Source organism: Streptosporangium sandarakinum (assembly GCF_050942225.1).
GTDB classification, from domain to species: domain Bacteria; phylum Actinomycetota; class Actinomycetes; order Streptosporangiales; family Streptosporangiaceae; genus Streptosporangium; species Streptosporangium nondiastaticum.
In genome coordinates, this window is the sequence record NZ_CP192034.1 from 5,531,130 (window position 1) to 5,557,244 (window position 26,115).

Sequence of the window (26,115 nt, forward strand, 5' to 3'; positions counted from 1 at the left end):
AGGCGGGGCGGGCGGACGGACGCCGGGCGGGACACCCGGTGAGCCGGCTGGACACCTCCGGGGACGACTACCGGGCGCGGCGCGCGGCGATGCTCGCCAAACTGGCCGAACTCGACGCCGAGCACGCCAGGGCGGTCGCCGGGGGCGGCCCGAAGTACGTCGAACGGCACCGCGCGCGGGGCGGGCTGCTCGCCCGGGAGCGGATCGAGCTGCTCGTCGACCCCGACTCGGCCTTCCTGGAGCTCTCGCCGCTGGCGGGCTGGGGCACCGAGTTCCCCGTCGGGGCGAGCGTGGTCACCGGGATCGGCGTGGTCGAGGGCGTCGAGTGCGTGATCGTCGCCAACGACCCCACCGTGCGGGGCGGCTCCACCAACCCCTGGACGCTGCGCAAGACGCTGCGCGCCGCCGACATCGCCCTGGCCAACCGGCTTCCGCTGATCAACCTGGTGGAGTCGGGCGGGGCCGACCTGCCCACCCAGAAGGAGATCTTCATCCCCGGTGGGCGGGTCTTCCGGAACCTGACCCGGCTGTCGGCCGCCGGGATCCCGACCGTCGCCCTGGTGTTCGGCAGCTCGACCGCCGGCGGCGCCTACGTCCCCGGGCTGAGCGACCACGTGGTGATGGTCCGCGAGCGGGCGAAGGTCTTCCTGGGCGGGCCGCCGCTGGTGAAGATGGCCACCGGTGAGGAGGCCGAGGAGGAGGCGCTGGGCGGCGCCGAGATGCACGCCCGGGTCAGCGGCCTCGCCGACCACCTCGCCGCCGACGAGCACGACGCGCTGCGCATCGGGCGGCGGATCGTGCGCAACCTCAACCACCGCAGGGCGGGCCCGGCTCCCGGGCCGGTGCGCGAGCCCCGCCACGACGCCGACGAGCTGCTCGGCATCGTTCCCGAAGACCTGCGGGTCCCCTTCGACCCGCGCGAGGTGATCGTGCGGATCGTGGACGGCGGCGAGTTCGACGAGTTCAAGCCGCTGTACGGCACGAGCCTGGTGACCGGCTGGGCGCGGCTGCACGGCCACCCGATCGGGATCCTGGCCAACGCCCGGGGCGTGCTGTTCAGCGAGGAGTCCCAGAAGGCCGCCCAGTTCATCCAGCTCGCGAACCAGGCCCGCACGCCGCTGGTCTTCCTGCAGAACACCACGGGCTACATGGTCGGCACGGACTACGAGCAGGGCGGGATCATCAAGCACGGCTCCATGATGATCAACGCGGTGGCCAACTCGACGGTCCCGCACCTCACGGTCGTCATGGGCGCCTCCTACGGCGCCGGCAACTACGGCATGTGCGGCCGGGCCTACGACCCCCGGTTCCTGTTCACCTGGCCGAGCGCGAAGTCGGCCGTCATGGGACCGGCGCAGCTCGCCGGGGTGCTGTCCATCGTGGGCCGCGCCGCGGCGCGGGCCCGGGGACAGGACTACGACGAGGCGGGCGACGCGGCCATGCGCGAGATGGTCGAGCGGCAGATCGAGGCCGAGTCGCTGCCGTTCTTCCTGTCCGGCCGCCTGTACGACGACGGGGTCATCGACCCCCGCGACACCCGCACCGTCCTCGGCCTGTGCCTGTCGGCCGTCGGCAACGCCCCCGTCCCGGAGCCCGCGGGCTTCGGCGTCTTCCGGATGTGAGCCCGTGGCCCTGACCCCTCCGGTGATCGGACGCCTCCTCGTCGCCAACCGCGGTGAGATCGCCCGCCGTGTCCTCCGTACCTGCCGTGACCTCGGCATCGAGACCGTCGCGGTGTTCTCCGACGCCGACGCCGACGCCCTCCACGCCGCCGAGGCCGACCACGCCGTACGGCTGCCGGGCGCCGAGCCCGCCGCCACGTACCTGTCCGCGGAGAAGATCGTCGAGGCGGCTCTGCGGGCCGGGGCCGACGCGGTCCACCCCGGCTACGGCTTCCTGTCGGAGAACGCCGCGTTCGCGCGGGCCGTGCTGGACGCCGGCCTGACGTGGGTCGGCCCGCCCCCGGAGGCCGTGGCCGCCATGGGCTCCAAGATCCGGGCCAAGGCGCTGATGGCCGCGGCCGGGGTCCCCGTGCTCCCCGGCTTCGCCGCCGGGCCGGACCGCTCCGCCGACGACCTCGAACGCGACGTGCGGGCCCTCATCGAGCGCGGACCGGCCCCCGCCGGCCGAAGGACGCTGCTGGTGAAGGCGTCGGCCGGGGGCGGCGGGCGCGGAATGCGGGTCGTGGAGCCGGGCGGCGACCTCGCCGCCGCGATCGAGTCGGCCCGGAGGGAGGCCGAGGCGGCGTTCGGGGACGGGACGGTCTTCGTCGAGCCCCTCCTGGAGCGGGCCCGGCACGTCGAGGTCCAGATCATGGCCGACCGCCACGGGACGGTGTGGGCGCTGGGCGAGCGGGAGTGCTCGATCCAGCGGCGGCACCAGAAGGTGATCGAGGAGGCCCCGTCCCCGGCGATCTCCCCCGCGGCGCGGGTGCGGCTGTGCCACGCGGCGGTCACCGCGGCCAGGGCCGTCGGGTACGTCGGGGCGGGCACGGTGGAGTTCCTCGTCGCGGACGACACCGTCGCGTTCCTGGAGATGAACACCCGCCTGCAGGTCGAGCACCCCGTCACCGAGTGCGTGCACGGCGTCGACCTGGTGGAGCTGCAGATCCGGGTGGCCGAGGGCGCACGGCTGCCCGAGACGCCCCCGCGGGCGACGGGCCACGCCGTCGAGGCGCGGCTGTACGCCGAGGACCCCGGGCGCGACTGGCTGCCGCAGGCCGGCGTCCTGCATCTCCTGGACGTCCCCGGGGCGGACGTCCGCTTCGCCCCGCCGCCGCCCGGCGCGTCCCGCTGCCTGCGCCTGGACTCCGGCGTCGGGAACGGCTGCGAGATCGGCGTCCACTACGACCCGATGCTCGCCAAGGTCGTCTCCTACGCCCCCGACCGGGACGAGGCCGTACGCCGGCTCGCCGCGGCCCTGGCGGGCGCGCGGATCCACGGCCTCGTCACCAACCGCGACCTGCTGGTGCGGGTCCTGCGGCACGAGGCGTTCCGCGCCGGGAACACCCACACCGGCTTCCTCACCGAGCACGACCTGGCCGCCGCACCCGCCGGGACCGCCGGGACCACCGGGTCCGCCGTTCCCCTGTCGGCCCTGGCCGCGGCCCTGGCGCAGGCGGCGGCCAACCGTGCCGCCGCCCCCGTGCAGGCCGGGCTGCCCGCCGGGTGGCGCAACGTGGTCTCCCAGCCCCGCCGTACGGACTTCGCCGAGGCGCGGGTCTCCTACCTGCTCACCCGGGACGGGCTGCGGGCCGAGGGCCTGCCGGACACGAACCTGGTCTCCGCCGCCCCGGACCTGGTGGTCCTGGAGACCTCCGGCGTACGGCACCGCTTCGCCGTCGCCCGCTACGACGGCGTGACGCACGTGGACTCCCCCCTCGGCCCGGTACGGCTCACACCGCTGCCCCGGCTCCCCGAGCCGGCCGGGCACACGGCCCCGGGCTCCCTGCTCGCGCCCATGCCCGGTACGGTGCTGCGCGTCGAGGTCAAGCCCGCCGGCCTCGTCGCCGCGGGGCAGACGGTCCTGGTGCTGGAGGCGATGAAGATGGAGCACCGGATCGCCGCCCCGGCGGCCGGTACGGTCTCCGCGGTGAACGTCGCCCCGGGTGACCGGGTCGAGGCGGGCGCCGTGCTGGCAGTGATCGAGGAGAGTGACGGATGAACGCCGTTGACGAGCGGCCGGTGGAGCGCCTGGTGCGCGGGGAGGTGTCCGGCGGGATCGCGACGATCACGCTCGACTCGCCGCGCAACCGCAACGCGCTGTCGGTGCGGCTGCTGGGCGAGCTGCGGGACCACCTCGACCGGGCGCTCGCCGACGACGGCGTGCGGGTGATCGTGCTGACCGGGACCGGCCCGGTGTTCTGCGCGGGCGCGGACCTCAAGGAGCAGCGGCTCGGGCCGGGGGCGGCCAAGGACGCCCCGGTGACCGCGTCCTTCCCGGAGATCATGCGGGTGGTCTGGGAGAGCCCCAAGCCGGTGATCTGCCGGCTGAACGGCACCGCCCGCGCCGGCGGGCTGGGCCTGGTGGCCGCCTGCGACTTCGCGGTCGCGCCGGACACGGCGTCGTTCGCGTTCACCGAGGTGCGGCTCGGCGTGGTCCCGGCGATGATCTCGGTGACCGTGCTGCGGCGGCTGGACCCGCGGGCCGCGGCCGAGTACCTCATGACCGGGGAGACCTTCGACGCCGCCCGCGCCCAGGAGATCGGCCTGCTCACCCGCGCCGTGCCCGAGGCCGATCTGGACCGCACGGTCGCCCACTACGCCGGCATGCTGCTGCGCGGCGGCCCCGAGGCTCTCGCGCTGACCAAGTGGCTGGTGCGGACCGTGCCGGCGATGCCGCTGGAGGAGGGCATGCGCCGCATGGCCGAGCTGTCGGCTGAGCGGTTCACCTCCGCCGAGGGCCAGGAGGGCATCGCCGCGTTCATGGAGAAGCGCCCGGCGTCCTGGGTGCCGCGGGAGGCCTGACGGCCTTCCGCCGGCCGTACGGTGCCCCGCCCGCGTTCCGTCCCGTCCCGTCCGCCGCGGTCTTCGCAGGAGGTCCGATGCTGCGCGTCGCGAACTGCTCCGGTTTCTACGGCGACCGCCTGTCGGCCGCCCGGGAGATGGTTGAGGGCGGCCCGATCGACGTCCTCACCGGCGACTGGCTCGCCGAGCTGACCATGCTGATCCTGGCCGGGAACCGCGCGAAGGGCCGCCCCGGGTACGCGACCACCTTCCTGCGGCAGCTGGAGGAGGTCCTCGGCACGTGCGTGGAGCGGGGCGTCAGGATCGTCTCCAATGCGGGCGGCCTCGACCCGGCCGGGTGCGCCGGGGCGGTGGCCGGGCTGGCGGACCGGCTCGGGCTGCGGGTGCGGGTCGCCCATGTCACCGGGGACGACCTGTCCGGCCGTGACCTGCGCGACGCGCGCGACCCGGACACCGGGGAGCGGCCGGCCGCGACCCCGCTGACCGCCAACGCCTACCTGGGCGGCCGGCCGATCGCCGCCGCCCTGTCGGCCGGCGCGGACGTGGTGGTGACCGGCCGCGTCACCGACGCCGCGCTGGTCACCGGTCCGGGGATCTGGCGGTACGGCTGGCGCCCCGACGACCACGACGCGCTCGCCGGGTCGGTGGTCGCCGGGCACGTCATCGAGTGCGGCTGCCAGGCGACCGGCGGGAACTACGCCTTCTTCCGGGAGGTGCCCGACCCGGCGCGCTGCGGGTTCCCGCTGGTGGAGCTCGCGGCCGACGGCTCCTGCGTGGTCACCAAGCACCCCGGGACCGGGGGCCTGGTGTCGGTCGGGACCGTCACGGCGCAGCTGCTGTACGAGATCGGCTCCCCCCGCTACCTCGGCCCCGACGCGGTGGCGCGGTTCGACACGATCGAGCTGGAGCAGCAGGGGCCGGACCGGGTCCGGATCTCCGGGGTGCGCGGCGAGGCCCCGCCGCCGGACCTGAAGGTGGCGCTCACCTACCCGGCCGGATACCGCAACACCATGACCCTGGTCCTGACCGGCCTGGACATCGAGGCCAAGGCCCGGCTCGCCGAGGAGGCCGTCTGGGCCCGCGTGCCGAAGGAGACCTTCGACGAGGTCCACGTCGAACTCGTCCCGCTCGGCGCCGGCCTCTCCCCCGCCGGGGGAACGGCCCTGCTCCGTATCACGGTGCTGGACGCCGACCCCGGGAAGGCCGGGCGCGTCTTCTCCTCGGCCGTCGTGGAGACGGCCCTGGCGAGCTACCCGGGCTGCTACGCCCTGACCCCGCCGGGGAACGCCACGCCGTACGGCGTCTACCGGCCCGCCCTGATCCCGGCGGAGACCGTACGGCCCCGGGTCTGGCTCGACGGCGAGGAGGTGGGCGGGGATGACGCCGGGCCGTACGGACCCGGCGCACCGGGACGGCCGGACGGCCCGGAGGCGCCCGGGCGGCCCGAACCGGCCCCTCCGGGCGTGGGAGACGACCTCGTGACGGAACCGGTCCCTCCGGGCGTGGGAGACGGCCTGGAGACGGTGCGGACACCTCTGGGGACGATCGTGGGCGCCCGGTCGGGTGACAAGGGCGGTGACGCCAACCTGGGGGTGTGGGTGAGCACGCCCGAGCGGTTCGGGTGGCTGACCGGCCACCTGACGGCGGAGCGCCTGGCCCGGCTCCTCCCGGCCGTCGCGGGACTGCGGATCGAACGATTCGAGCTGCCGAGCCTCCTGGCGCTCAACTTCGTCGTCCACGGCCTGCTGGGCCGGGGCGTCTCGGCCGGCACCCGCCTGGACGCCCAGGCCAAGGCGCTCGGCGAGGAGTTGCGCGCCGCGCTCACGGACGTCCCCCGAGCCCTGCTGTGAGGTCCCCGCGGAGCCGTGCCACGCGCGGACCCGCCCCTGTCCGGTCCCGGTCCGTCACCGGATACGGACCGACAACAATTCGGCTTTTCAGTGTTCAGAACCCCGAAAGGCGCGCTCGCAACCCTAGGATTGCTCGCAATTGCGACATGGTCGTTGCCTAGGGGAAGGATCGAGTCATGCGTTTGCGGTTCCTCGGCTCCACGTCGGAGGCGGGCGCCTGCCCCTCCCTCTACGAGACCGACCGCGGCACCATCGTCGTCCAGGGCCTCCATGTCACCGACCCCGTGACGCTGGCCGACCTTCGGCACGTCCTCGACGGCGAGACCGCAGTCGAGGTGCCGAGGGAGCTGCTCGTGGACATCGCCCGCCGGGTGCTCCCCTCGGATTGATCACGATTGCGGCACGCGCTATGGCATGATCGGTTCTTTCGGGTCTAACCTCGTGCGGTCATGTGACGGCCGTGCCCGAAACGAGGGACCGGCCCGGTGCGAGCGGTGGTGTCCGGCCCGTACGGCCGACGGAGGAGACGACGGGTGAACGGGTTCCAGGAGGGCCGGACCGAGCTCGGCATGCAGCTGCGGCGGCTTCGCGAGTCGGCCGGACTGTCCGGCAAGGATCTCGCCGAGCGGCTCAGGTGGCAGGCGTCGAAGGTCTCCCGCCTGGAGAACGCCCGCCAGACCCCCACCGAGGAGGACGTCACCCAGTGGGGGTGCGCCCTCCAGGTCGCCCCCGGCACGGTCGAGGAGCTGGTCGAGCAGGTCAAGGCGCTGCTGGAGCGGCAGGACTCCTGGCGGCAGCGGCACCGCAGCGGCCTGGCCACGTTCCAGGAGGACATCCGCGACCGGGAGATGCGGACCTCGCTGTTCCGGGTGTTCGAGCCGGGCATCGTCATCGGCCTGCTGCAGACCACCGAGTACGCCCGGGGCGTCTTCACCCGGCTCAAGCGCATCTACCGGGCGCCGGACGAGATCGACGCCGCCATCCGGGTGCGGATGAAGCGTCAGGAGATCCTCTACGACCAGAGCAAGACGTTCCGTTTCGTCATGCCCGAGGCCGCCCTGCGCTACCGGCTGGCGTCGCCGGAGGTGATGCGGGGCCAGATCGACCGGCTGCTGGCCGTGACCACACTGCCCAACGTGGAGTTCGGCGTCATCCCCTTCGAGGCGCCCCTGCCCTCGGCGCTGCTCAACGGCTTCTGGATCTACGACAGGGAGCTGGCCGCGGTGCCGACGAGGACCCGCGAGCTCCTTCTGCGCGACCCCGAGGACGTCGAGTTCTACGAGACGACGTTCGACGAACTCCACGAGGTCGCGGCCTTCGGGGAGCAGGCCAGGGCGGTGATGGCCCGGGTGCTGGATGATTTGTCCGGGCAATCCGCGGATTAATCCCCGCAATTGCTTGATCAGGGTGCCAAGATCGTGCAATTCTCTGTTCGACGACGGAGGTGACGCACGATGCTCGACACGCTGTCCTGCCTGGAGCAGTTCGCCACGGCCACCCGGCGACACGCCGACCTGTCGGTACAGAAGATGTCATTCGGAGACCCGGCGTACGTATGCGTGCGCAACCGCTTCAGCGCCACCCTCTCCGAGACCGTGACGTGCTCGTCCGACGGGGGTTTCATCACCTCGTGGGGATACCGGCTCGGCGACACCGGCAACGTCGAGGGCGCCGCCGCCCGCCTGGCCTTCCTGCTCGCGGCCATGCCCGCCTGATCCGCGCGGCCGGGCCGTCCGAACCGTACGGCCCGGTTCCGCCCGGCCGTCCGTACGGTCCCGGGCCGGGTCGGCGTCGCCCGCCCGGCTCACGCACCCGGGCGACCCGGGTGCGGACCCAAGCCGTCCCGGCTCAGAGCGGTACGGGCCCGGCGGTCGCCTCGGGGCCGTCGGGGCCCTCCGGGACGTCGGAGGCGGGGAAGACCGAGGGGTCCAGCCCGACCTCGCGGGCCGCGGCGACCCGGGCGTGGTGCAGGAGCCGGCCGCGCGACATGTTCCCGGTGTGCAGGGTGTAGCGGACCACCAGGCCGTCGAGCATGCCGTCGAGCCGCTCCGCCGCCCCCTGGGGGTCGTCGCAGACGAACTCGCCCCGCTCCACCCCTTCGGCGATCACCTGGGCGAGGGTCTCGATCCAGCCGCTCTCCAGCTCCAGCAGGATGTCGCGGACGTGCGGCTCGCGCACCCCGACGGCCCAGGCGTCGAGCCAGAGGATCCAGCTCTGGTCGGACCGGGAGGCGGGGATGTAGAAGCGCAGGATCCGGTCGAGCTTCTCGACGGAGCCGCCGGGCCCGGCGCCGATCTCCCTCAGCCGCTGGACCTCCGCCTCGCTGGTGCTGCGGAGCATCTCGGTGATGAGGTCGTTCTTGGTGGCGAAGTGATAGTGGATCAGGCCGCCGCTCACGTTCGTCGCCCGGGCGATGTCGGCGACCCGGGTGCTGGCCAGACCCCGTTCGAGCACGACCCGCCGGGCGGCTTCGAGCAGCTCCGCCCTCCGCTGGTCGGCCTGGTCGGCGCGGCTGCCCCGCGCTCCCTCTCCGCTCTGCACTGCGCAAGAGTAACAGGAGCGCGGGACACCGGTCCGAATGCTGTTGACTGAGTGTTCAGTCAATGATATCCGGACCGGTTCCGCGCGGAATTCCGGTTCGTCCCCGGCGGTTCAGCCGCAGCGGTAGAGGGGCCGGCCGTCTTTGGTCCCGCCGTACTCGGCCGCGGGGACGACGGCGCAGTTCGCCTGGACCCAGGCGAGCGCCTCGGAGTTCCCCCGTCCCCCGGGCCCGCCGGGTCCGCCTGACGAGCCCGCCGCGTCCGGAGCGCCGGAACCCTCGGCCATCCCCTCGGAGCGGCCGGACTCACCGGATGTGCCGGACTCACCCGGCCCGTCCGGGCCGCCCGGTCCGCCGGGACCGCCGCCGGGCAGCACGTACCGGAGCCGCCCCGTGGAGACGAGTTCCTTGATCCTGCTCACGCTCATGGCCGGGTCCGAGCCGCTGAAGCCGCCCATCGCGATGACGGGCCGGCCGGTGGACAGGATGGCCGACGCGGCGCTCTGCGCGCTGTCCACGGCCACCAGCCAGGTCGCGCTTCCCTGGTTCCGCTCCAGGTAGTCGAGCAGCTTCCGGTCGATCTCTCCGCCGGGGCCGCCCATGATCAGGCGCGGCCGGGGCTCGCCGGAGCCGTCGCCGGTCCCCTCGCCGGAGGAGTGCTCCCCCGTCTCGCCGGGCGGGGCGTTCCCGGAGCCGTCCGCGCCGGTCCCCTCAAGGAAGCGGCCGGGCATGCCCCGTCCGCCGCCCCCCGGCATGCCGGGCATGCCGCTTCCGGCCGGGCCGGCCGTGGGGTTGGTGCCCATGACGGGTGAGCCCAGCGGGGTCAGCGCGTACGCGGCGGGACCGGCGAGGCCGGCGAACAGGCCGGTGACCAGTACGGTCGCCGCGGCCAGCCGCCGGGCGCGCGCGCCGAGGCGGGCCAGGAGCAGCGCCGCCGCCGCGACCGCCGCCGCCGCGATGACCGCCCACGCCAGCCACGGCGCGAAGTCCGGGCTGCGGCGCAGCACCGCGAAGGACCACGCCCCGGTGACCGCGAGGCCGCCCGCGAGCACCACGGTCCAGACCCGCGAGTGCCGGGCCGCCCGCCACATCAGCACCCCGCCGATGCCGGTCAGCGCGGCGACCGCCGGGGCCATCGCGGTGGTGTAGTACGGGTGGAAGATGCCCTCGGCGAAGCTGAAGACCACGTAGTGGACGGCCAGCCAGCCGCCCCACAGCAGCAGGGCCGCGCGGGCGTCGCGCAGGGAGCCGCGGAAGGCCAGGACGAGCCCGGCGACCAGGGCGAGCGCGGCGAACGGCAGGAGCCAGGAGATCTGCCCGGCCAGGATGTCGTTGAACAGGCGCCCGGCGCCCGGCGCGCCGCCGAACCCGCCGCCCCCGCCCAGCACATACCGGGGAAGGTCCTCCGGCAGGTCCGCGGGCACGCCTGTGGGCGGGTTCCCCGCCGCGCCGCGTCCCGGGGGCCCTCCCTCGCCGCCGAAGATCCGGCCCAGGCCGTTGTAGCCGACGACCAGGTCCCAGACGGAGTTGTCGGAGCTGCCGCCGACGTAGGGGCGGCTTCCGGCCGGCCACAGGTCCACGATCGCCATCCACCACGCGCTGGAGGCGACCAGCGCCGCCCCGGCGACCAGCAGCCGGCCCAGGCGGCGGGCCACCGTACCGGGGGCCAGGAACAGATGGACCGCGGCGAAGGCCGGGACCACCAGGTACGCCTGGAGCATCTTGGTGTTGAAGGCCAGGCCGACGGCGACGGCGGACAGCACGAGGGTGCGCGTCCGGCCGGTGCGGACCGACTCCTGGCAGAGCCACGCGGCGGCCACCAGCAGCAGGACGAGGACGGTGTCGGGGTTGTTGTCCCGGTTGATCGCCACCGTGATCGGGGTCAGCGTCATCACCAGGGCGGCGAGCAGGGCGGCCGCGTGGCCCGCCGTGCCGGGCAGCGCGCGCCGCACCGCGGAGTGCAGGATCCCCACGGCCGCGACGCCGGCCAGCGCCTGGGGCAGGAGCATGCTCCACGTCCCGAACCCGAAGATCCTCGCCGGCAGCCCCATCACCCACAGCGCGAGGGGCGGCTTGTCCACGGTGATGAACGACCCGGCGTCCAGCGCGCCGAAGAAGAACGCCTTCCAGCTCCGGGTGCCCGACAGGATCGCGGCGGCGTAGTAGTCGTTGGCGTACCCGTTGCGGCCGAGCGCCCAGGTGTACAGGACGGCGGCCAGCGCGAGCACCGCCCACAGGCCGGGCCGCGCCCAGCGGGGGTCGCCGGAGGTGACGCGGGCGCTCATCGGACGGCCTCCTCGGCGGAACCGGTCGTCCCGGCGGAACCGGAGGTGTCCGCCCGGCGCGGGTTGAAGACCCAGACGCGCAGCAGCAGGAAACGGACCAGCGTGGCCAGCGCGTTGGCCACGACGAGCGCGACGACCTCGGCCGTGGCGGAGGCGCCGGGCAGCAGGCGGCCGAGCAGCGCCAGGCCGCCGGTGCTCAGCAACAGCCCGACGACGAACGCCAGGCCGCCCTCGAGCTGGTGGCGCAGCGCGCCGGCGCGGCCGGTGACGCCGAAGGTGAAACGCCGGTTGGCGGCGGTGTTGGCGACGGCGGTGACGAGCAGCGCCACCGCGTTGGCCGTCACGGCGGGCGTCACCTGGCGCAGGGCGACGAACAGGCCCAGGTGCGCCAGGGTGCTGACGGCGCCGATGACGGCGAAGCTGGGGAGCTGGCGTGCCATGCCCCGGGGGAGGCGGGCCGCGCGGACCCGCGGCGGCACCGGCAGGCGGGCCGCGCCCCACAGGGTCCTCCTCGCCACCCTGGCCATCCCCCGCAGGTCGTCCAGGGCGGTGCGCGGGATGTCCACCCGGCTGTCGGGGTCGTCCACCCAGTCGACCGGCACCTCGTGGATGCGCAGGCCGTGCCCCTCGGCCAGGAGCAGCAGCTCGGTGTCGAAGAACCACTCCTCGTCCTCGACCGCCGGCAGCAGCGCCTGGACGACCTCGGTGCGGCCCGCCTTGAACCCGCACTGGGCGTCGGAGAAGCCGGCCCCCATCGCCGAGCGCAGCAGCAGGTTGTAGGCGCGGGAGATCAGCTCCCGCTTCGGGCCGCGGACCACGTTGGCGTTCCTGGCCAGCCGGGTGCCGATGGCCAGGTCGCTGTGGCCCGACAGCAGCGGGGCGACCAGCGGCAGGAAGGCGTCCAGGTCGGTGGACAGGTCGACGTCCATGTAGGCGACGACGTCGGCGTCGCTGGCCGACCACACCCGCCGCAGCGCCCGGCCGCGACCCTTGGCGTCCAGGTGGACGGCCCGCACGTGGGGCAGCTCGCGCTCCAGGCGCGTGGCGATCTCCCAGGTGGCGTCGGTGCTGGCGTTGTCGGCGATCGTCACGCGGAAGCCGTAGGGGAAGGTGCCGGTCAGGTAGGCGTGCAGGCGGCGGACGCTGTCGTCGAGCACGCGCTGTTCGTTGTGGACGGGAACCACGACCTCGACCAGCCGGGTCCGCGCCGGTGCCGTCACCCCCGTCACACCGCCCTCCGCGAGTCGGGACTCGGATCTCTTCTCATGGCCCCAAAGCTCGCCCGGCGATCTTTGACGGACCTGAGGCGGTCATTAACGGCCGGTGAGAAAATCCGGGAAGGTGTCCGAGGATGCCGGGCCGGTCTTGCGAACGACTGGGATCCGCGCCCGGCCTTCCGTGACCCGGCCCGGCGGGAACGGGGGCCGGTCGGCGGCCCGGCGCCGCCTCGTCAGCCAGGAGAGGGAAGGGCCGGGGGCGGCGTCACGCCTCGCGGGCCGCGCCGGGCAGGCGCATCCGGGCCAGGATCCCGCCGCCCGGGGCGTTCTCCAGGGCGACCCGCCCCCCGGCCTCCCGTACGGTCTGCGCCACGATGGCCAGTCCCAGCCCGGAGCCGGGCATGCTCCGCGCCGACGACGACCGCCAGAACCGGTCGAACACGTAGGGCAGCTCCTCGGGCGGGATGCCCGGCCCCGCGTCCCGCACGGTCAGCTCGCCGTCGCGCAGCCGTACGGTGACCGGGCCCCCGGAGAACTTCACCGCGTTGTCCAGCAGGTTCACCACCGCCCGCTCCATGGCTGCCTGGTCGCCGTGGACGTACCAGGGCGCGAGGCCGGTCTCGATGGACGTTTCGGGGGCGCGGAGCCGGGCGCGGCGGACGGCGGACTCCACCACCTCGTGGAAGGCGAACTCCACATGCGGCTCGTGGTCGCCGTCCCCGCGGGCGAGCTGGAGCAGGTCCCCCACCAGCGTGGACAGCTCCTCGAACTGCGCCTTCAGCCCGGCCAGCAGCCTGCGCTTGGGCTCGGCGTCCAGCGGGCGGCCGGTGTTCTCGCTGCGCAGCAGCAGGTCGACGTTGGTGCGCAGGCTGGTTAGGGGGGTGCGCAGCTCGTGCCCGGCGTCGGCGATCAGCCGCCGCTGCCGCTCGCGGGAGCCGGCCAGCGCCGCGGTCATCGCGTTGAACGAGGCGCCGAGACGGGCGATCTCGTCGGTGCCCTCCACGGGGATGCGGGTGCCGAGGTCCTCGGTCCTGGCGACGTGCTCGACGGCCTCGGCCAGCCGGCCGACCGGGCGCAGCGCCGTACGGGAGACCAGCAGCCCGGCCCAGGCGGCGCCGACCACGCCGAGGGCGGCCACCCCGGCGAGGACCCAGGCGAGCGTGGTCAGCGTGGACTGGAACTCGGCCAGCGACCGCGACTCCATCACCGCCAGGCCCGATCCGGCGCTCGTGGTGAGCACCCGCACCGGGGTGCCGTCCTCGGCGGCGCCGTCCCGCAGCGCCCACGTTCCCACGGGGGCTGCGGCCAGGGTGCGGTCGGCCGGGGTCGCCGTGACGGCGAGCCCGCCGACGACGCACCTGCCTCCCTGCGCGTCGATCACCTGCACCGGGAGGACCCGCGGCGGCCTGGGCCGGTCCGGGAACGTGCCCTGGGGGGACCCGGGCGGATCGGGCAGCGGGGGGAGGGCGGGCAGGTGGCCCGCGCAGTAGTCCTGCATCCACTGGGCGCCGGCCGACGTTCCCTTGGGCTTCTCCAGCAGGGAACGGTCCACCTGGTTCAGCAGCGCGCCGCGGACGATGAACCAGCAGGCGCCCGCGCACACCGCGATCGCCAGCGCGACGGCCGCCGCGACCAGCAGGGTCAGTCGCGAGCGCAGGGAGCGGCGGCGTCTCACGGCGCGGCCCGCAGGACGTAGCCGACGCCGCGGACGGTGTGGATCAGGCGGGGACGGCCGCCCGCCTCGGTCTTGCGGCGCAGGTACATGATGTAGACGTCGAGGGAGTTGGACGACGGCTCGAAGTCGAAGCCCCACACCTCGCTGAGGATCTGCTCGCGGGTGAGCACCTGGCGCGGGTGCAGCATGAACAGCTCCAGCAGCAGATACTCGGTGCGGGTCAGCTCCAGCCGTCCGCCCGCCCGGGTGACCTCCCGGCCCGCGGTGTCCATCCGCAGGTCGCCGCAGGCCAGCACCGCGTCGCCGGAACCACCGGGGCCGCCCGGACCGCCGGGACCGCCGCCGCCGGGCGCGGCGGAGGCGGCGAGGGCGCCGCGGCGCAGCAGCGCCCTGACCCGGGCCAGCAGCTCGTCCAGCTCGAACGGTTTCACCAGGTAGTCGTCGGCCCCGGCGTCCAGCCCGGACACCCGGTCGCCGACCGCGTCGCGGGCGGTGAGCATGAGCACCGGCACGTGGTTGCCGGCCGCCCGGAGCCGCCGGCACGCGGTCAGGCCGTCCATGCGGGGCATCATCACGTCCAGCAGCACCAGCTCGTACGGTTCGCGGGCGAGGACGGCCAGGGCCTCCTGCCCGTCGGGGGCGACGCCGACCCGGTAGCCCTCGAACTCCAGGCTGCTCTGCAGCGCCTCCCTGAGCGCGGGCTCGTCGTCCACGACCAGCACCCGCGCCGCACCACCGTCACCCATGGCCCCCACGCTAGACGCCCGATATGAGAGCCCGATGAACGCCCGCTCCCCCTCCCCGTTCCACCCCCGCCGGCCCGGACCGCCGGTCATCGGGGCAGGCGGGGCTGTACGGCCGCGCTCAGGACGGGACGGCGCTCGGGGGCAGCGCTCAGGACAGAGCTCAGGACAGAGCTCAGGACAGAGCTCAGGACAGGGCGGCCATGGCGGCGTTGTGGCCGGGGATGCCGCTGACGCCGCCGCCGCGCCGGGCGCCCGCGCCGCAGAGCAGGACGCGCTCGAAGGCGGTCTCCACCCCCCACTTGCCCGGCTCGCCGTACGGCCACGACAGGTCCCGGTGGAAGATGTGCCCGCCGGGCAGTCCCGCCTCGTCCTCCAGGTCCACCGGGGTCTTGACCTCCAGGCACGGGCTCCCGTCGGGGGCGCGCAGCAGGCAGTCCCCGATCGGTTCGGCGAGCACGGAGTCGACGGAGGCGAGGGTGGCCCGCAGCGCCGCCTCGCGCGCCCCGGCCGGGTCCTCGCGGAACAGCCGGGCCGGCATGTGCAGGCCGAACAGGGTCATCGTCTGCGCCCCGGCGGCGCGCAGGTCCGCGCCGAGGATGGACGGGTCGGTCAGCGAGTGGCAGTAGACCTCGGCCGGGGGCAGGGTGGGGATCCGCCCGGCGGACGCCTCGGCGTACGCGCGGGCGAGCTGCTCGCGGCCCTCGTTGATGTGGAAGGTGCCGCTGAAGGCCGCCACCGGGTCGACCTCGGCGTCCCTGAGCCGCGGCAGCCGGGAGAGCACCATGTTGACCTTCAGCTGCGACCCCTCAGGCGCGGACCCGTCACCGCCGAGCAGCCGGGCGAGCACGGCGGGCGGCACGTTCGCCAGGACCCGCGCGCCGCGCACCGCGTGCTCGCCGCCGGCGTCGCGGAAGGTCACCTCGCCCGAGGAGGGGTCGACGGCGAGCGCCTCGGCGCCGGTCAGGATCTCGGCGCCGGCCGAGCGCGCGGCGTCGGCGAGACCTCCGGAGACCGCGCCCATGCCGCCGACCGGGACGTTCCAGTTGCCGGTGCCGTCGCCGATCACGTGGTAGAGCAGGCAGCGGTTGGCCAGCAGGCCGTCGTCGCCGGGGTCGGCGAAGGTGCCGATCAGGGCGTCGGTGAGCACCACCCCCCGTACGGTGTCGTCGGCGAAGCGCTCGTCCACGACCTCGCCGATCGGCCGCTCGAACAGCTCCCGCCACGCCTCCTCGCCGACGAGGTCGCGCATGGCCCGGCGGTCCATGAGGGGGTGCAGCAGGGTCGGCGCGACGCGTCCGGCGACGTGCCCGGTCAGCGCGTAGAAGCGCCGCCAGGCCGCGAGGTCGGCCTCTCCCCCGGTCACCCGGGCGAACGAGGCCGCGGTGCGGGTCTCGTCGCCGTGGTCGACCAGCAGGCCGGTGTCCCCGGCGGGGGTGTAGGAGGCGTAGCGGCGGCGGCGCAGCTCCAGCCGGAGCCCGAGGTCGGAGACGATCTTCGAGGGCAGCAGGCTGACGAGGTAGGAGTAGCGCGACAGGCGGGCGTCCACGCCGGGGAAGGCCCGCGCCGAGACCGCGAGGCCGCCCACGTGGTCCAGGCGCTCCAGCACCAGGACCCGGCGGCCCGCGCGGGCGAGGTAGGCGGCGGCGACCAGGCCGTTGTGGCCACCTCCCACGATCACTGCGTCGTAGCGGGAACGGAACACGCATCACCTCTTGGGAGGCTCTGGGAGGCGGTGGGGCGATGCCCGGCACCATATAGCGAAGGCGACAAAACGGTCTATAGGTCATTCCTCTTTACCGCTCAGGCGGTAAGGCGGGTACTCCTCCGGAGAGAGGGAGGTGTCACCGGCCGCCGCGCTCCCGTCGCCGGTGGGAGGCGTCAACCCCGGGAAGGGGACGGGACCCCGCCGCGCGACCGGCGCGCGGGCGCGGCGTTTCCGGCGGCTCTACGGGTGGACGTCCCCCCGGGACGGCCGTAACGTGATCACCCCGGAAGCAGCAATCCCGGTTACACCGTTCCAAAAGGGCGACCAGCCGGCCCGCACAGGGAGACAAGAGACCGCTCATGCGTACCACCCACCAGCCCATCGAAAGCGTGCTCCGACCGTCCGACGAGGTGGCCGAGGCACTGGAGCGGGGCGCCCCGGTCGTGGCCCTGGAGTCCACGATCATCTCCCACGGCCTGCCCCAGCCCCGCAACCTCGAGGTCGCGGCCGAGCTGGAGCGGATCGTCCGGGACGCCGGGGCGGTGCCCGCGACGATCGCGGTGCTGGACGGGGTGGCGCGCGTCGGCCTGGACGAGGGAGAGCTGGAGCGGATCGCCACCGAGCCGGGGCTGCGCAAGCTCGGCTTCCGCGACCTGCCCGCCGCCGCCGCGCTGCGGGCCAGCGGCGCGACGACGGTGTCGGCGACCTCGTTCCTGGCCGCCCGCGCGGGCATCCGGGTCTTCGCCACCGGCGGCCTGGGCGGCGTGCACCGCGGCTGGGTCGAGACCCAGGACGAGTCGGCCGACATCGACATGCTGAGCCGTACCCGCATCACCGTCGTCTGCGCGGGGGTGAAGTCGATCCTGGACGTCCCGGCGACCCTGCAGCGGCTGGAGACGCGCGGGGTCACCGTCGCCGGTTTCGGCACCGACGAGTTCCCCGGCTTCTACCTGCACACCTCCGGCGAGCGCGTGGACTGGCGGATCGAGACCCCGGAGGAGGCGGCGGGCGCCATGCGGGCCCAGGACGCGCTCGGCGGGCCGGAGACCGCGCTGATCGTCGCCAACCCGGTGCCGCGCGACCGGCAGCTCGACCCGGCCCTGCACGACCGGGTGCTCGCCGAGGCGCTGGAGGCGGCCGAACGGCAGGGCGTCAGCGGCCAGGCCATCACCCCGTTCCTGCTGGCCTACCTGGTCAAGGGCACCGACGGCGCCTCCCTGGAGGCCAACCTGGCGGCCGTGCGGGGCAACGCCCGCGTCGCCGGGCTGATCGCGGCGGCGTGGAGCAGGGGAAACTGAGGAAGCCGTGAGCACAGCCGGTCTGCTGGTCATCGGTGACGTGGTCACCGACGTCGTCGCGCTCCACGGCGGCACCGCCCTGGCCCACCTGGCCGTCGGCACCGACACGGCCGCCGACATCGTGCTGCGCCCGGGCGGCTCGGGGGCCAACACGGCCTCCTGGGCCGCCCACCTGGGCGCCGACGCGCGGATCCTGACCCGGGTCGGCTTCGACACGGGCGAGTGGCACGCCGCCGAGCTGCGGCGCCGGGGGGTGCGCCCGCACCTGCGGGTGGACCCCGAGCGACCGACCGCGGTGGTGATCGCCATGGTCGACGTGACCGGCGAGCGCTCCATGCTCACCAACCGGGGCGCGGGCGGGCACATCGGCATCGACGACTGGGACGAGAGCCTGCTCGACGGGGTCGGCCACCTGCACCTCTCGGGCTACACCCTGTTCGCCGAGCCGGGGCTCCAGCTCTCCCGGGTGGCCCTGGCGGAGGCCGCCCGGCGCGGCGTCACGGCCAGCGTCGATCCGGCCTCGACGGGGTTCCTGCGGTCCTTCGGCGCCGGGCGGTTCGTCGAGGAGACCCTGTCGGCCCGGCTGATCGTCCCGAACCTCGACGAGGCGTGCCTGCTCACCGGTGAGTCCTCCCCCGAGCGCGCCGCCGAGCGGCTGAGCCTGCGGTACGGCGCGGCCGCCGTGAAGCTCGGCTCCCGGGGGGCGCTGATGGCCCGCGGCGGAAAGTTGACCGCCCGGGTTCCCGGACTGCCCGCGGAAGTGGTTGACTCGACCGGGGCCGGTGACGCGTTCGCCGCGGGCCTGTTGACCGCCCTGCTGAGAGGGGCGGACGACGAGGCCGCGCTGGACGCGGGGCGCCGGGCCGGGGCCGAGGCGGTGACCGCCGTCGGCGGTCGGCCGTGCCTCGCCGGGTCCGAAGTGGGTACCAACCAGCTTTATCCTCTTATCACCAATTGATAGCTTGCGGCGTAAGCTGCACCATCAGCCACATGCGTCACTTTGGGGAGGTTGCGGTCCACCGATGGATGCCGATTCATCGATCTGCCTGAGTGATCTGGTACCGGCCCTGCGCTGGAGCAGGCCCCAGCAGGTCGCCGAAGCCCTCTCCGATCCCCGCCTGCCCGCCGGGTGGTGGTCCTCGGTCACCCTCACCAAGGCCCTCGGCACCGCCGGGCTCGACTGGATCTGCGACCGGCTCGCCCGGCTCTCCGTGTCGCGCTGGGATCACCTGCCGCTGAGCGACGTGCTGCCCGCCCTGCACGTCCACACCGTCGACCCCACCCTGCCCGGGTGGCCGGAGCCGGCCCGCGCGGCCATCTCCGCACTGGGCGGCTGGGCCCGGCTGCGTCGGCTGACCTCCGCCGACCTGGGCGGCGCGCCCGGTCAGGCCGCCCCCGAGGTCGTGGTGACGGCCGTGTTCCAGGAGGTGCTGGGCCGAGTTCCCGGGATCTCCGGGGTCGCCGAGCAGGCCGGGACGGCCGCCGGAACGGCCGTGGAGAACCGCCCGGCCGCCGGGCAGGCGCCCGCCCCGGCGACGGCTCCGGCGGCTCCGGAGCGGCAGGCCCCGGCCGCGCCGTCCGCGCCGCCCGCGGTCTCGGTGCCCGCGCAGTCCCCCGCGCCCGCCGCGCCGCAGCCCGCCACGCAGGCCGCGCCCGCCGCGGCGCAGGCGCCGGCGCGGCCGCAGGTGGATCTCGGCGACTACCCGCTGGTCCGCCTGGTGGACAACATGTTCCGCGGCTGGAACCGGCTGGAGCTCGCGGTCGCCGTGGAGCGGCTGTTCGCCGTCGATCCGATCAGCCTGCGCGCGCTCGCCCACAGGCTCGACGCCGGCCGCGACGCCCTGTCGGCGGCCCAGCGCACCGCCGAGGAGCGCATCCTGCTGTGGCTGCGCTCACCGGAGTCGGCCCCGCTCACCGGCCACATGTTCGGGCTCACCGAGTGGCTGGGCGCGGCGGCGACCGAGGAGCAGCTCATCGCGGCCGACCCGGCGCACCCGGTCGAGGTCCCCACGCTCCGCACGCCGCTGTGGCGGGTGCTGGTCACGCTCATGCCCGACCGGCGGCTCCAGGACGGCTGGCTGGTCGTCGGCGACCTCGGCGGCCTGCGCGACCGGACCCGCAAGTTGCTGGCCGGGCAGCCGTCCGACGCCGACGTGGTCGCGCTCATGGAGCGCCAGCTCGGCATCCGCGCCCACTCCGCCCCGGCGTGGCTGGTCGCCCTCAACAACTCCCCTGCCGGGAGCGAGGGCGCCCCGCAGGGCGGCGCCGGCTCCCCCGGCCAGGGCGGGCAGCTCCCGCGCCGCACCCCGGGCGCCAACGCCCACCACCACCATCGCGGCGGCCAGCCGATCCCGCAGGTCAACCCCGACTCCATCGACCCGCGCGCCGCGCTGGCGACCCTGTCGGCCCTGTCCGGCAACGGCCGCCCGCATCTGGTCTCCAGCCGGCGGGCCCCGCTGCACCCGCCGGCCGGTCCGCCGAGCTCCTCCGGTCCGGTCACCGATCCGAGCCGCTGGCAGCGGATCGAGGTGACCAGCGAGCACCTGCGGGGCGGCCCGGTGGCGGTGCCCGAGGGATACGCCACCAGGCTCGGCATGCGCCCGGGCACCCTCCTGTCGGTGACCGGCCCCGGCGACAACGCGGTGGTGCTGGTCTGGCGCGACCAGCCGGTCTTCGACTCGCTCCAGCCGGTGCTCATGCGCCTGAACGCCCGGCCGGGCGACCAGGTGTACGTCACCGTGGACGGCTACCGCCTGGAGGCCCAGCTTCCCGGCTGAGCCGCCCGGCCGTCCCCTGCGGCCCCGCCCGGAGGGCGGGGCCGTTCTCTTCGTCCCGTGGGCACCGCCGCGGTGCGGCATCGCACCGCGGCGGTCCCGTGCGGCGTCCGCCCCCGTGGCACGGGCTCTCCCGTGCCGGGCGTTCTCCGTCCGCGCCCCGTGCCGGGCGCTCCCCGCCCGCGTTCCCGCTCCGGGAGTTCCCCGCCCGCGCCTCACGCGTCCGGTGTCCGGCCGCCCACGCTCCCGTGCCGGGCGGGTCCGTCTCAGACGGTCACGGCCTCGGTCCGGCGGCCACGCCGCCACAGGCCGTCCGCGGCCAGCGCCCCGCCACCGCTGAAGCCGATGACCAGGGCCGCCGCGGCGAGGGCCAGGACGAACTCGTAGCCCCCCTTGTCGACCGCGAACCCGTTGGCCCCGTGGACGAAGACGATCGCGCCGATCATGTCCAGGGCGAGCAGGACGCCGAACACCGGCAGTGCCGCGCCGACGATGAACGCGATCCCGCCGACGACCTCCAGCACGGCCACCGCCGGGGCCGCCAGGCCCGGCAGCGGAATCCCGATCTGCTCGAAGAACGCCGTCGTCCCGGAGATCCCCATGGTGGTGAACTTCTGCCACCCGTGGACGAGGAAGATCACTCCGATGCCGATCCGCCCCAGCAGCAGGGCGAAGGGCCGAATCCGATCGAGCATTGCCGCTCCTTTGTTAGTTCGAATTTGAACCAAACCTAGCCGGTAGTTCAAATTCGAACAACCCATACACTGGATCCGTGACGGACACCCCATGGCTGAGCGAGGCCGAGATGAGCGCCTGGATGGCCTATCTCACCGCCTCCCACCTGCTTGAACGGCGCATCGAGGAGCAGCTGAAGGCCGACTCGGGGCTGACCCACGCCCAGTACGAGATCCTCGCCAAGCTCTCGGCCGCCCCCGGGCGCCGCATGCGCATGACCGAGCTCGCACGCAGCGCCGTGGTCTCCAAGAGCGGGCTCACCTACCAGATCGGCCGGCTGGAGAAACGCGGTCTCGTCGCGCGGGCGGCCTGCCCCTCCGACGAGCGGGGCGTCCTCGCCGTGCTGACCGACCGGGGCATGAGCTGCCTGGAGAAGACCGCCCCCGGCCACGTGGCCGTCGTCCGGGCGTTCCTGATCGACCAGCTCACCCCCGAGGAGCTGGCCGGCATGACGCGGATCATGTCCAAGGCCGCGGCGGTGATGGCGTCCCCCTACGGGGACGACCCCATGGGCATGACGGGCAGGACGAGCACGACCGGCGTGACGAGTACGGCGGGCACCGGCGTGGCCGGCGTCTGAACGCCGCCGGCGTCCGGGCGGCGGGGACGAGGCGGGCACGCACGAGACCGCCCCGCGGCGCCGTGAGGGCCGCGGGGCGGGACGAGAGCCGGTACGGCCCGCGCGCGGGGGCGCTCGGTCCGCGCGAGCCGTACCGTGCCGGGACCGCGCCGCCGGGTCAGGCGGCGGCGCAGCCGACCGAGGCCGGCACGCCGGATGCTCCGGGCGCGTTGCCGGTGAAGCCGAAGGACGTGGTGGTCCCGGACGAGAGGGCGCCGTTGTAGTCGGTGTTCCGCACCGTGACGGCGGCCCCGCTCTGGGTGTACTTCCCGTTCCAGAGCTGGGTGACGGTCTGGCCGCCGGAGAAGGTCCAGCTCACCGTCCAGCCGCTGATGCCCTGGGCGCCGGTGTTCCGTACCGTCACCTCGGCCTGGAAGCCGCCCTGCCAGGAGTTGACGATCTTGTAGTCGGCCGCGCAGGACCGGTCGCCGGGCGGGGGCGTGGAGGTGTGGGTCGGGGTGGAGCTGGGCGACACCGTGGGGGTCGCCGTCGGCGTGACGGTCGGGGTCGGCGATGAGGTGGGCTGCGGCGCCGCCATGGCCAGGTCGTAGGCCCGCTGCGGCACGAACTGCCCGGCCGGGCCGATGCAGCCGTCCGACTCGCCGGGAAGCTTGATCCAGAGGAACGCGTCGATCATCGAGTCGCCGGTGCCGGTCGTGCTCGGCGTGCCGATCGCCCGGCCCGCCGGGTCACACCACTCGCTGCCCTGCGGTCCGTTGCCGTTGCGGCTGGTGTCGATCACGGCGCGCAGCCGGGAGACTCCGGTGGCGGAGATGATGTTCTTCGCATACGCGACCTCGGTGGAGGTCCAGCGGTAGTTGGAAACGTTGAGGGAGAAGCCGTCACCGCTGTCGGCGATGCCGGCCGCCTTCAGCCGGGCCGCGGCGTCGGAGGCGGACAGCCAGGCCGAGTGGCCGATGTCGAAGTAGACCTTCGCCGCCGACGAGGCGGCCTTGAGCTTCTTCCCGGCGTACGCCATGGAGGCGTTGGTCTCCTGCTGCTGGGCCGAGCTCATGCAGTTCGTCATGATCGGCAGGACGTCGGGCTCCAGGATGATCGACGCCGGACGTCCCTGCAGGCCCGCCGCGAGCTCGTCGATCCACTGCCGGTAGGCCGTGTGGTTCGGCGCGCCGCCGGTGCTGGCGCCGCTGCAGTCGCGGTTGGGGATGTTGTAGACCACCAGGATGGGCGTCTTGCCGGCGCTCGCGGCGGCGCCGACGAACTCCGACACCTGGCCTCGCACGGTGGAGGTGTTGGTCGTGGTGAACCACCGGGCCTGCGGGACGGCGGCGATCCGGTCGCGGATGACCGGCGCGCGGTAGTCGCCGGGGTTGGCCGCGACCCACTTGGCCGCGCCGGTGGCCGGGTCGACGTAGAAGGAGGAGTCGGCCGCGGCGGCGCCGGAGGCCACTGAGGCCATGGAGGCCACGGACGCCGCGACGCCGGTCGCCACGGCGAGGGCCGCGCCGAGCGCGGCCAGGATCGGCCTTCTTCGCATGGGGGGACTCCTTGGGCGGGGGAAGTGGGAGCGCTCCCAAGCTAACGAGTCCACCTCCCCCGCCTCCAGCGAGGGCCGTCCGTCCCCGCCGCTCCACATCCGCGACCTGCGACTACGCCTACCGGAACCGGTGAAAGTTTCACCTCGCGCAGAGGACGGAGATCATGGGTCGACGGCCGGCGGCCGAGGCCGGGCACGATCCGGTGCCCGGGGAGGAGATCCGGGCCGAGCGCGATCTTTGCGGGCGGTGCGACCGATAGATGGCACCATTTATCCCACTCGCACCAAGGAGCTCATGTGTTTGGGATCGTTCGGCCGTGCCGGCACGGGATGTGCGGCGGGCTGTTCAAGGAGTGGATGGCCCACCTGTGCGGGCTCTGCCTGGCCCTGCGGGACGAGCACGGCCAGGCCGCCCGGTTGGTGACCAACTACGACGGCCTGCTCGTCTCGGTCCTCACGGAGGCGCAGACGACCACCCCCGCCGCGCGCCGCCGGGCCGGGGCGTGCGCCCTGCGCGGCTTCAAGGGCGCCGACGTCGCCGAGGCCGAAGGGGTACGGCTGGCCGCGGCGGTCTCGCTGATCCTGGCGGCCGGCAAGGTCGCCGACCACGTCGCCGACGGCGACGGCGCCTACGCCCGCCGCCCCGTGGCCCTCGTCGCCGGGAAGGTCGCCGCCCGCTGGTCCGCCGCGGGCACCCGTACGGCCGGCGACCTGGGATTCGCCCCCGAGCCGCTGCTGCGCGCGGCCGAGGCGCAGGCACGGCTGGAGGGCACCCCGGGCCTGGGGCTGCCGGCGCTCACCGCGCCCACCGAGGAGGCGGTCGCCGCCGCCTTCGGGCACACGGCGCTGCTCGCCGGCAAACCGCACAACCGCGAGACGCTCATGGAGGCGGGACGCCACTTCGGCCGCCTGGCCCACCTGCTCGACGCGGTGGAGGACCTGGCCGCCGACCGGGCGACGGGCGCCTACAACCCGCTGACGGCCTCCGGCACCGACCTCGCCGCCGCCCGGCGGCACGCCGACGACGCGCTGCTCGGCCTGGAGCTGGCCGTGGCCGACCTCGACCTGGAGCGGCGCACGCTGGTGCGGGCGCTGCTGGTGAAGGAGACCCGGCGCTCGGCCGACCGCGTCTTCACCCTGGCGGGCCGGGAACGGCGGGAGGTCCCCGGGGTGCCGGGACCACCCGAGGCGCCGCCGCGCGACCCGCGCCTCAAGCCCGACCCGGGGGGCCTGCTGTCGATGGCGTGCGCCGCGATGGCCTGCTGCACCTGCGGGCTGTACCGGCCGCCGTGGGACGAGGAGCGCTACAGGTCGTGCTGGGACCGCTGCGACTGCAGCGGCTGCGACGCGTGCTCGAACTGCGGGGACTGCTGTAACTGCTGTAGCTGCTGCGGCGAGGACGGGTGCGGCTGCGACGGCTGCGGCTGCGACTGCTAGCCGTACGGAAAGCCCGCCGTCGCCTCAAGCGCCCGGCCGCGTCCGTCAAGGGCCGGGCCGAGGTCCTCACCGCGGTGGCCGGGCCGGCGCTCCGGCCACCGTACCGGCGGGTCAGAGGTCGGCGAGGCCCAGTTCGCGGGCGATGAGCATGCGCTGGACCTCGCTCGTGCCCTCGCCGATCTCCAGGATCTTGGCGTCGCGGTAGAAGCGGCCGACCGGGTACTCGTTCATGAAGCCGTACCCGCCGAAGATCTGCGTGGCGTCGCGGGCGTTGTCCATCGCGGCGTTGCTGGAGACGAGCTTGGCGATGGCCGCCTCCTTCTTGAAGGGCTCCCCGGCCAGCATCCGCTCGGCGGCGTGGTAGTAGGCCAGGCGGGCGGTGTGGGTCCGGGTCTCCATGTCGGCGATCTTGAACTGGATGGCCTGGTAGTGGCCGATCGGGTGGCCGAACGCCTGGCGCTCGCGGACGTAGCGCAGGCACTCGTCCACGCAGCCCTGGGCCAGGCCGACCGAGAGGGCGGCGATGGCGACGCGGCCCTCGTCGAGGGTCTGCAGGAACTGGGCGTAGCCCCTGCCCCGCTCGCCGAGCAGGTTGGCCGACGGGACCCGGCAGTCGGAGAAGGACAGCTCGCGGGTGTCGGAGGCGTTCCAGCCGACCTTGGAGTACTTCTTGGAGACGGTGAAGCCGGGCATGCCCGACGGCACCAGGATCGTGGAGATCTCCGGCCTGCCGTCCGCGCGGCTGCCGGTGATGGCGGCCACCCCGACGACGCCGGTGATGTCGGTGCCGGAGTTGGTGATGAACGCCTTGGAACCGTTGATCACCCACTCGTCGCCGTCCAGCACGGCGGTGGTGCGCATGCCGCCGGGCACGTCGGAGCCACCGCCCGGCTCGGTGAGGCCGAAGGCGCCGAGCGCCTCGCCCGCCGCCAGCCGGGGCAGCCACTCGGCGCGCTGGGCGTCGGTGCCGAACCGGTAGATCGGCATCGCGCCCAGCGACACCGCGGCCTCCAGGGTGATGGCCACGCTGGAGTCGACCCGGGCCAGCTCCTCCAGGGCGAGGCACAGGGCGAAGTAGTCGCCGCCCATGCCGCCGTGCTCCTCGGGGATCGGCAGGCCGAACAGGCCCATCGCGCCCATCTGCCGCACGATGTCGTAGGGGAACTCCTCGCGCTCGTAGAATTCCCCGATCACCGGGGCGACCACGTCGCGGGCGAACGCCTCGACGGTCTTGCGCAGGTCCTCGTACTCGTCACCGAGCTTGGGCATCG

Annotated in this window: 21 protein-coding genes; 12 read left to right on the plus strand and 9 right to left on the minus strand. The window is 74.4% G+C overall.

Annotated elements, in window-relative coordinates; all coding sequences use genetic code 11:
• The first annotated feature begins 89 nt into the window (after positions 1-89).
• The 7 genes from ACQP10_RS25790 (at position 90) to ACQP10_RS25820 (ending at position 8,031) form a co-directional block, all read left to right on the plus strand.
• Positions 90-1,622, plus strand: a complete 1,533-nt coding sequence (locus tag ACQP10_RS25790; protein ID WP_179828784.1) for an acyl-CoA carboxylase subunit beta — start codon at positions 90-92, stop codon at positions 1,620-1,622.
• Between the two features lie 22 nt (positions 1,623-1,644).
• Positions 1,645-3,663, plus strand: a complete 2,019-nt coding sequence (locus ACQP10_RS25795; RefSeq protein WP_433541942.1) for an acetyl/propionyl/methylcrotonyl-CoA carboxylase subunit alpha — start codon at positions 1,645-1,647, stop codon at positions 3,661-3,663.
• Positions 3,660-4,466: an enoyl-CoA hydratase family protein gene (locus tag ACQP10_RS25800; protein ID WP_433539887.1), complete on the plus strand. Its 807-nt coding sequence runs from the start codon at positions 3,660-3,662 to the stop codon at positions 4,464-4,466. The genes ACQP10_RS25795 and ACQP10_RS25800 overlap by 4 nt, the downstream gene beginning before the upstream one ends.
• A 77-nt stretch (positions 4,467-4,543) precedes the next feature.
• Positions 4,544-6,316 (plus strand): acyclic terpene utilization AtuA family protein, encoded by a 1,773-nt coding sequence (locus ACQP10_RS25805; RefSeq protein WP_433539888.1) that lies wholly within the window; start codon positions 4,544-4,546, stop codon positions 6,314-6,316.
• A 176-nt stretch (positions 6,317-6,492) separates the two neighbouring features.
• On the plus strand, positions 6,493-6,705 hold the full coding sequence (locus tag ACQP10_RS25810; RefSeq protein WP_179827411.1) for a hypothetical protein: 213 nt from the start codon (positions 6,493-6,495) through the stop codon (positions 6,703-6,705).
• A 144-nt stretch (positions 6,706-6,849) separates the two neighbouring features.
• A complete protein-coding gene (locus tag ACQP10_RS25815) occupies positions 6,850-7,701 on the plus strand; it encodes a Scr1 family TA system antitoxin-like transcriptional regulator (RefSeq protein ID WP_179827409.1) in 852 nt (283 codons plus the stop codon).
• A 69-nt stretch (positions 7,702-7,770) separates the two neighbouring features.
• Entirely contained in the window at positions 7,771-8,031 is a 261-nt protein-coding gene (locus tag ACQP10_RS25820; protein WP_179827407.1) for a hypothetical protein, read from the plus strand.
• Between the two features lie 133 nt (positions 8,032-8,164).
• Here ACQP10_RS25820 and ACQP10_RS25825 read toward each other — a convergent pair whose 3' ends face one another.
• From ACQP10_RS25825 to ACQP10_RS25850, 6 genes are all read right to left on the minus strand, one after another.
• Positions 8,165-8,857 carry a TetR/AcrR family transcriptional regulator gene (locus tag ACQP10_RS25825; RefSeq protein WP_179827404.1) on the minus strand — a complete coding sequence of 231 codons (693 nt, stop codon included), beginning with the start codon at positions 8,855-8,857 and terminating at the stop codon, positions 8,165-8,167.
• A 111-nt stretch (positions 8,858-8,968) separates the two neighbouring features.
• Entirely contained in the window at positions 8,969-11,140 is a 2,172-nt protein-coding gene (locus tag ACQP10_RS25830) for a glycosyltransferase family 39 protein (RefSeq protein ID WP_433539889.1), read from the minus strand.
• The gene (locus ACQP10_RS25835) at positions 11,137-12,369 is read right to left on the minus strand and encodes a glycosyltransferase (protein WP_433539890.1); all 1,233 of its coding nucleotides are present in this window, start codon (positions 12,367-12,369) and stop codon (positions 11,137-11,139) included. Before ACQP10_RS25835 ends, ACQP10_RS25830 begins: the two co-directional genes overlap by 4 nt.
• A 253-nt stretch (positions 12,370-12,622) precedes the next feature.
• On the minus strand, positions 12,623-14,032 hold the full coding sequence (locus tag ACQP10_RS25840; RefSeq protein WP_433539891.1) for an ATP-binding protein: 1,410 nt from the start codon (positions 14,030-14,032) through the stop codon (positions 12,623-12,625).
• On the minus strand, positions 14,029-14,778 hold the full coding sequence (locus tag ACQP10_RS25845) for a response regulator transcription factor (RefSeq protein ID WP_433539892.1): 750 nt from the start codon (positions 14,776-14,778) through the stop codon (positions 14,029-14,031). The genes ACQP10_RS25840 and ACQP10_RS25845 overlap by 4 nt, the downstream gene beginning before the upstream one ends.
• Positions 14,779-14,962: 184 nt before the next feature.
• Positions 14,963-16,480 (minus strand): phytoene desaturase family protein, encoded by a 1,518-nt coding sequence (locus ACQP10_RS25850; RefSeq protein WP_433539893.1) that lies wholly within the window; start codon positions 16,478-16,480, stop codon positions 14,963-14,965.
• Positions 16,481-16,842: 362 nt separating this feature from the next.
• Between ACQP10_RS25850 and ACQP10_RS25855 the strand changes: the two genes are divergently transcribed.
• The 3 genes from ACQP10_RS25855 (at position 16,843) to ACQP10_RS25865 (ending at position 20,558) form a co-directional block, all read left to right on the plus strand.
• A complete protein-coding gene (locus tag ACQP10_RS25855) occupies positions 16,843-17,781 on the plus strand; it encodes a pseudouridine-5'-phosphate glycosidase (protein ID WP_355641420.1) in 939 nt (312 codons plus the stop codon).
• A gap of 7 nt (positions 17,782-17,788) precedes the next feature.
• Positions 17,789-18,739 carry a carbohydrate kinase family protein gene (locus ACQP10_RS25860; RefSeq protein ID WP_399499243.1) on the plus strand — a complete coding sequence of 317 codons (951 nt, stop codon included), beginning with the start codon at positions 17,789-17,791 and terminating at the stop codon, positions 18,737-18,739.
• A gap of 64 nt (positions 18,740-18,803) precedes the next feature.
• Positions 18,804-20,558 carry a hypothetical protein gene (locus ACQP10_RS25865; protein ID WP_433539894.1) on the plus strand — a complete coding sequence of 585 codons (1,755 nt, stop codon included), beginning with the start codon at positions 18,804-18,806 and terminating at the stop codon, positions 20,556-20,558.
• A 263-nt stretch (positions 20,559-20,821) separates the two neighbouring features.
• Here ACQP10_RS25865 and ACQP10_RS25870 read toward each other — a convergent pair whose 3' ends face one another.
• Positions 20,822-21,250: a DoxX family protein gene (locus tag ACQP10_RS25870; protein WP_346022797.1), complete on the minus strand. Its 429-nt coding sequence runs from the start codon at positions 21,248-21,250 to the stop codon at positions 20,822-20,824.
• A 77-nt stretch (positions 21,251-21,327) separates the two neighbouring features.
• On the opposite strand from ACQP10_RS25870, the gene ACQP10_RS25875 reads away from it, so the two are divergent.
• A complete protein-coding gene (locus ACQP10_RS25875) occupies positions 21,328-21,870 on the plus strand; it encodes a MarR family winged helix-turn-helix transcriptional regulator (RefSeq protein WP_433539895.1) in 543 nt (180 codons plus the stop codon).
• 157 nt (positions 21,871-22,027) lie between these two features.
• On the opposite strand, the gene ACQP10_RS25880 is transcribed toward ACQP10_RS25875, so the two are convergent.
• Entirely contained in the window at positions 22,028-23,407 is a 1,380-nt protein-coding gene (locus ACQP10_RS25880) for a glycoside hydrolase family 6 protein (RefSeq protein WP_399499246.1), read from the minus strand.
• Between the two features lie 297 nt (positions 23,408-23,704).
• Here ACQP10_RS25880 and ACQP10_RS25885 point away from each other — a divergent pair, with 297 nt between their 5' ends.
• The gene (locus ACQP10_RS25885) at positions 23,705-24,844 is read left to right on the plus strand and encodes a DUF5685 family protein (RefSeq protein WP_433539896.1); all 1,140 of its coding nucleotides are present in this window, start codon (positions 23,705-23,707) and stop codon (positions 24,842-24,844) included.
• A gap of 111 nt (positions 24,845-24,955) precedes the next feature.
• On the opposite strand, the gene ACQP10_RS25890 is transcribed toward ACQP10_RS25885, so the two are convergent.
• Positions 24,956-26,113, minus strand: a complete 1,158-nt coding sequence (locus ACQP10_RS25890) for an acyl-CoA dehydrogenase family protein (RefSeq protein WP_399499248.1) — start codon at positions 26,111-26,113, stop codon at positions 24,956-24,958.
• Between the last annotated feature and the right edge of the window lie 2 nt (positions 26,114-26,115).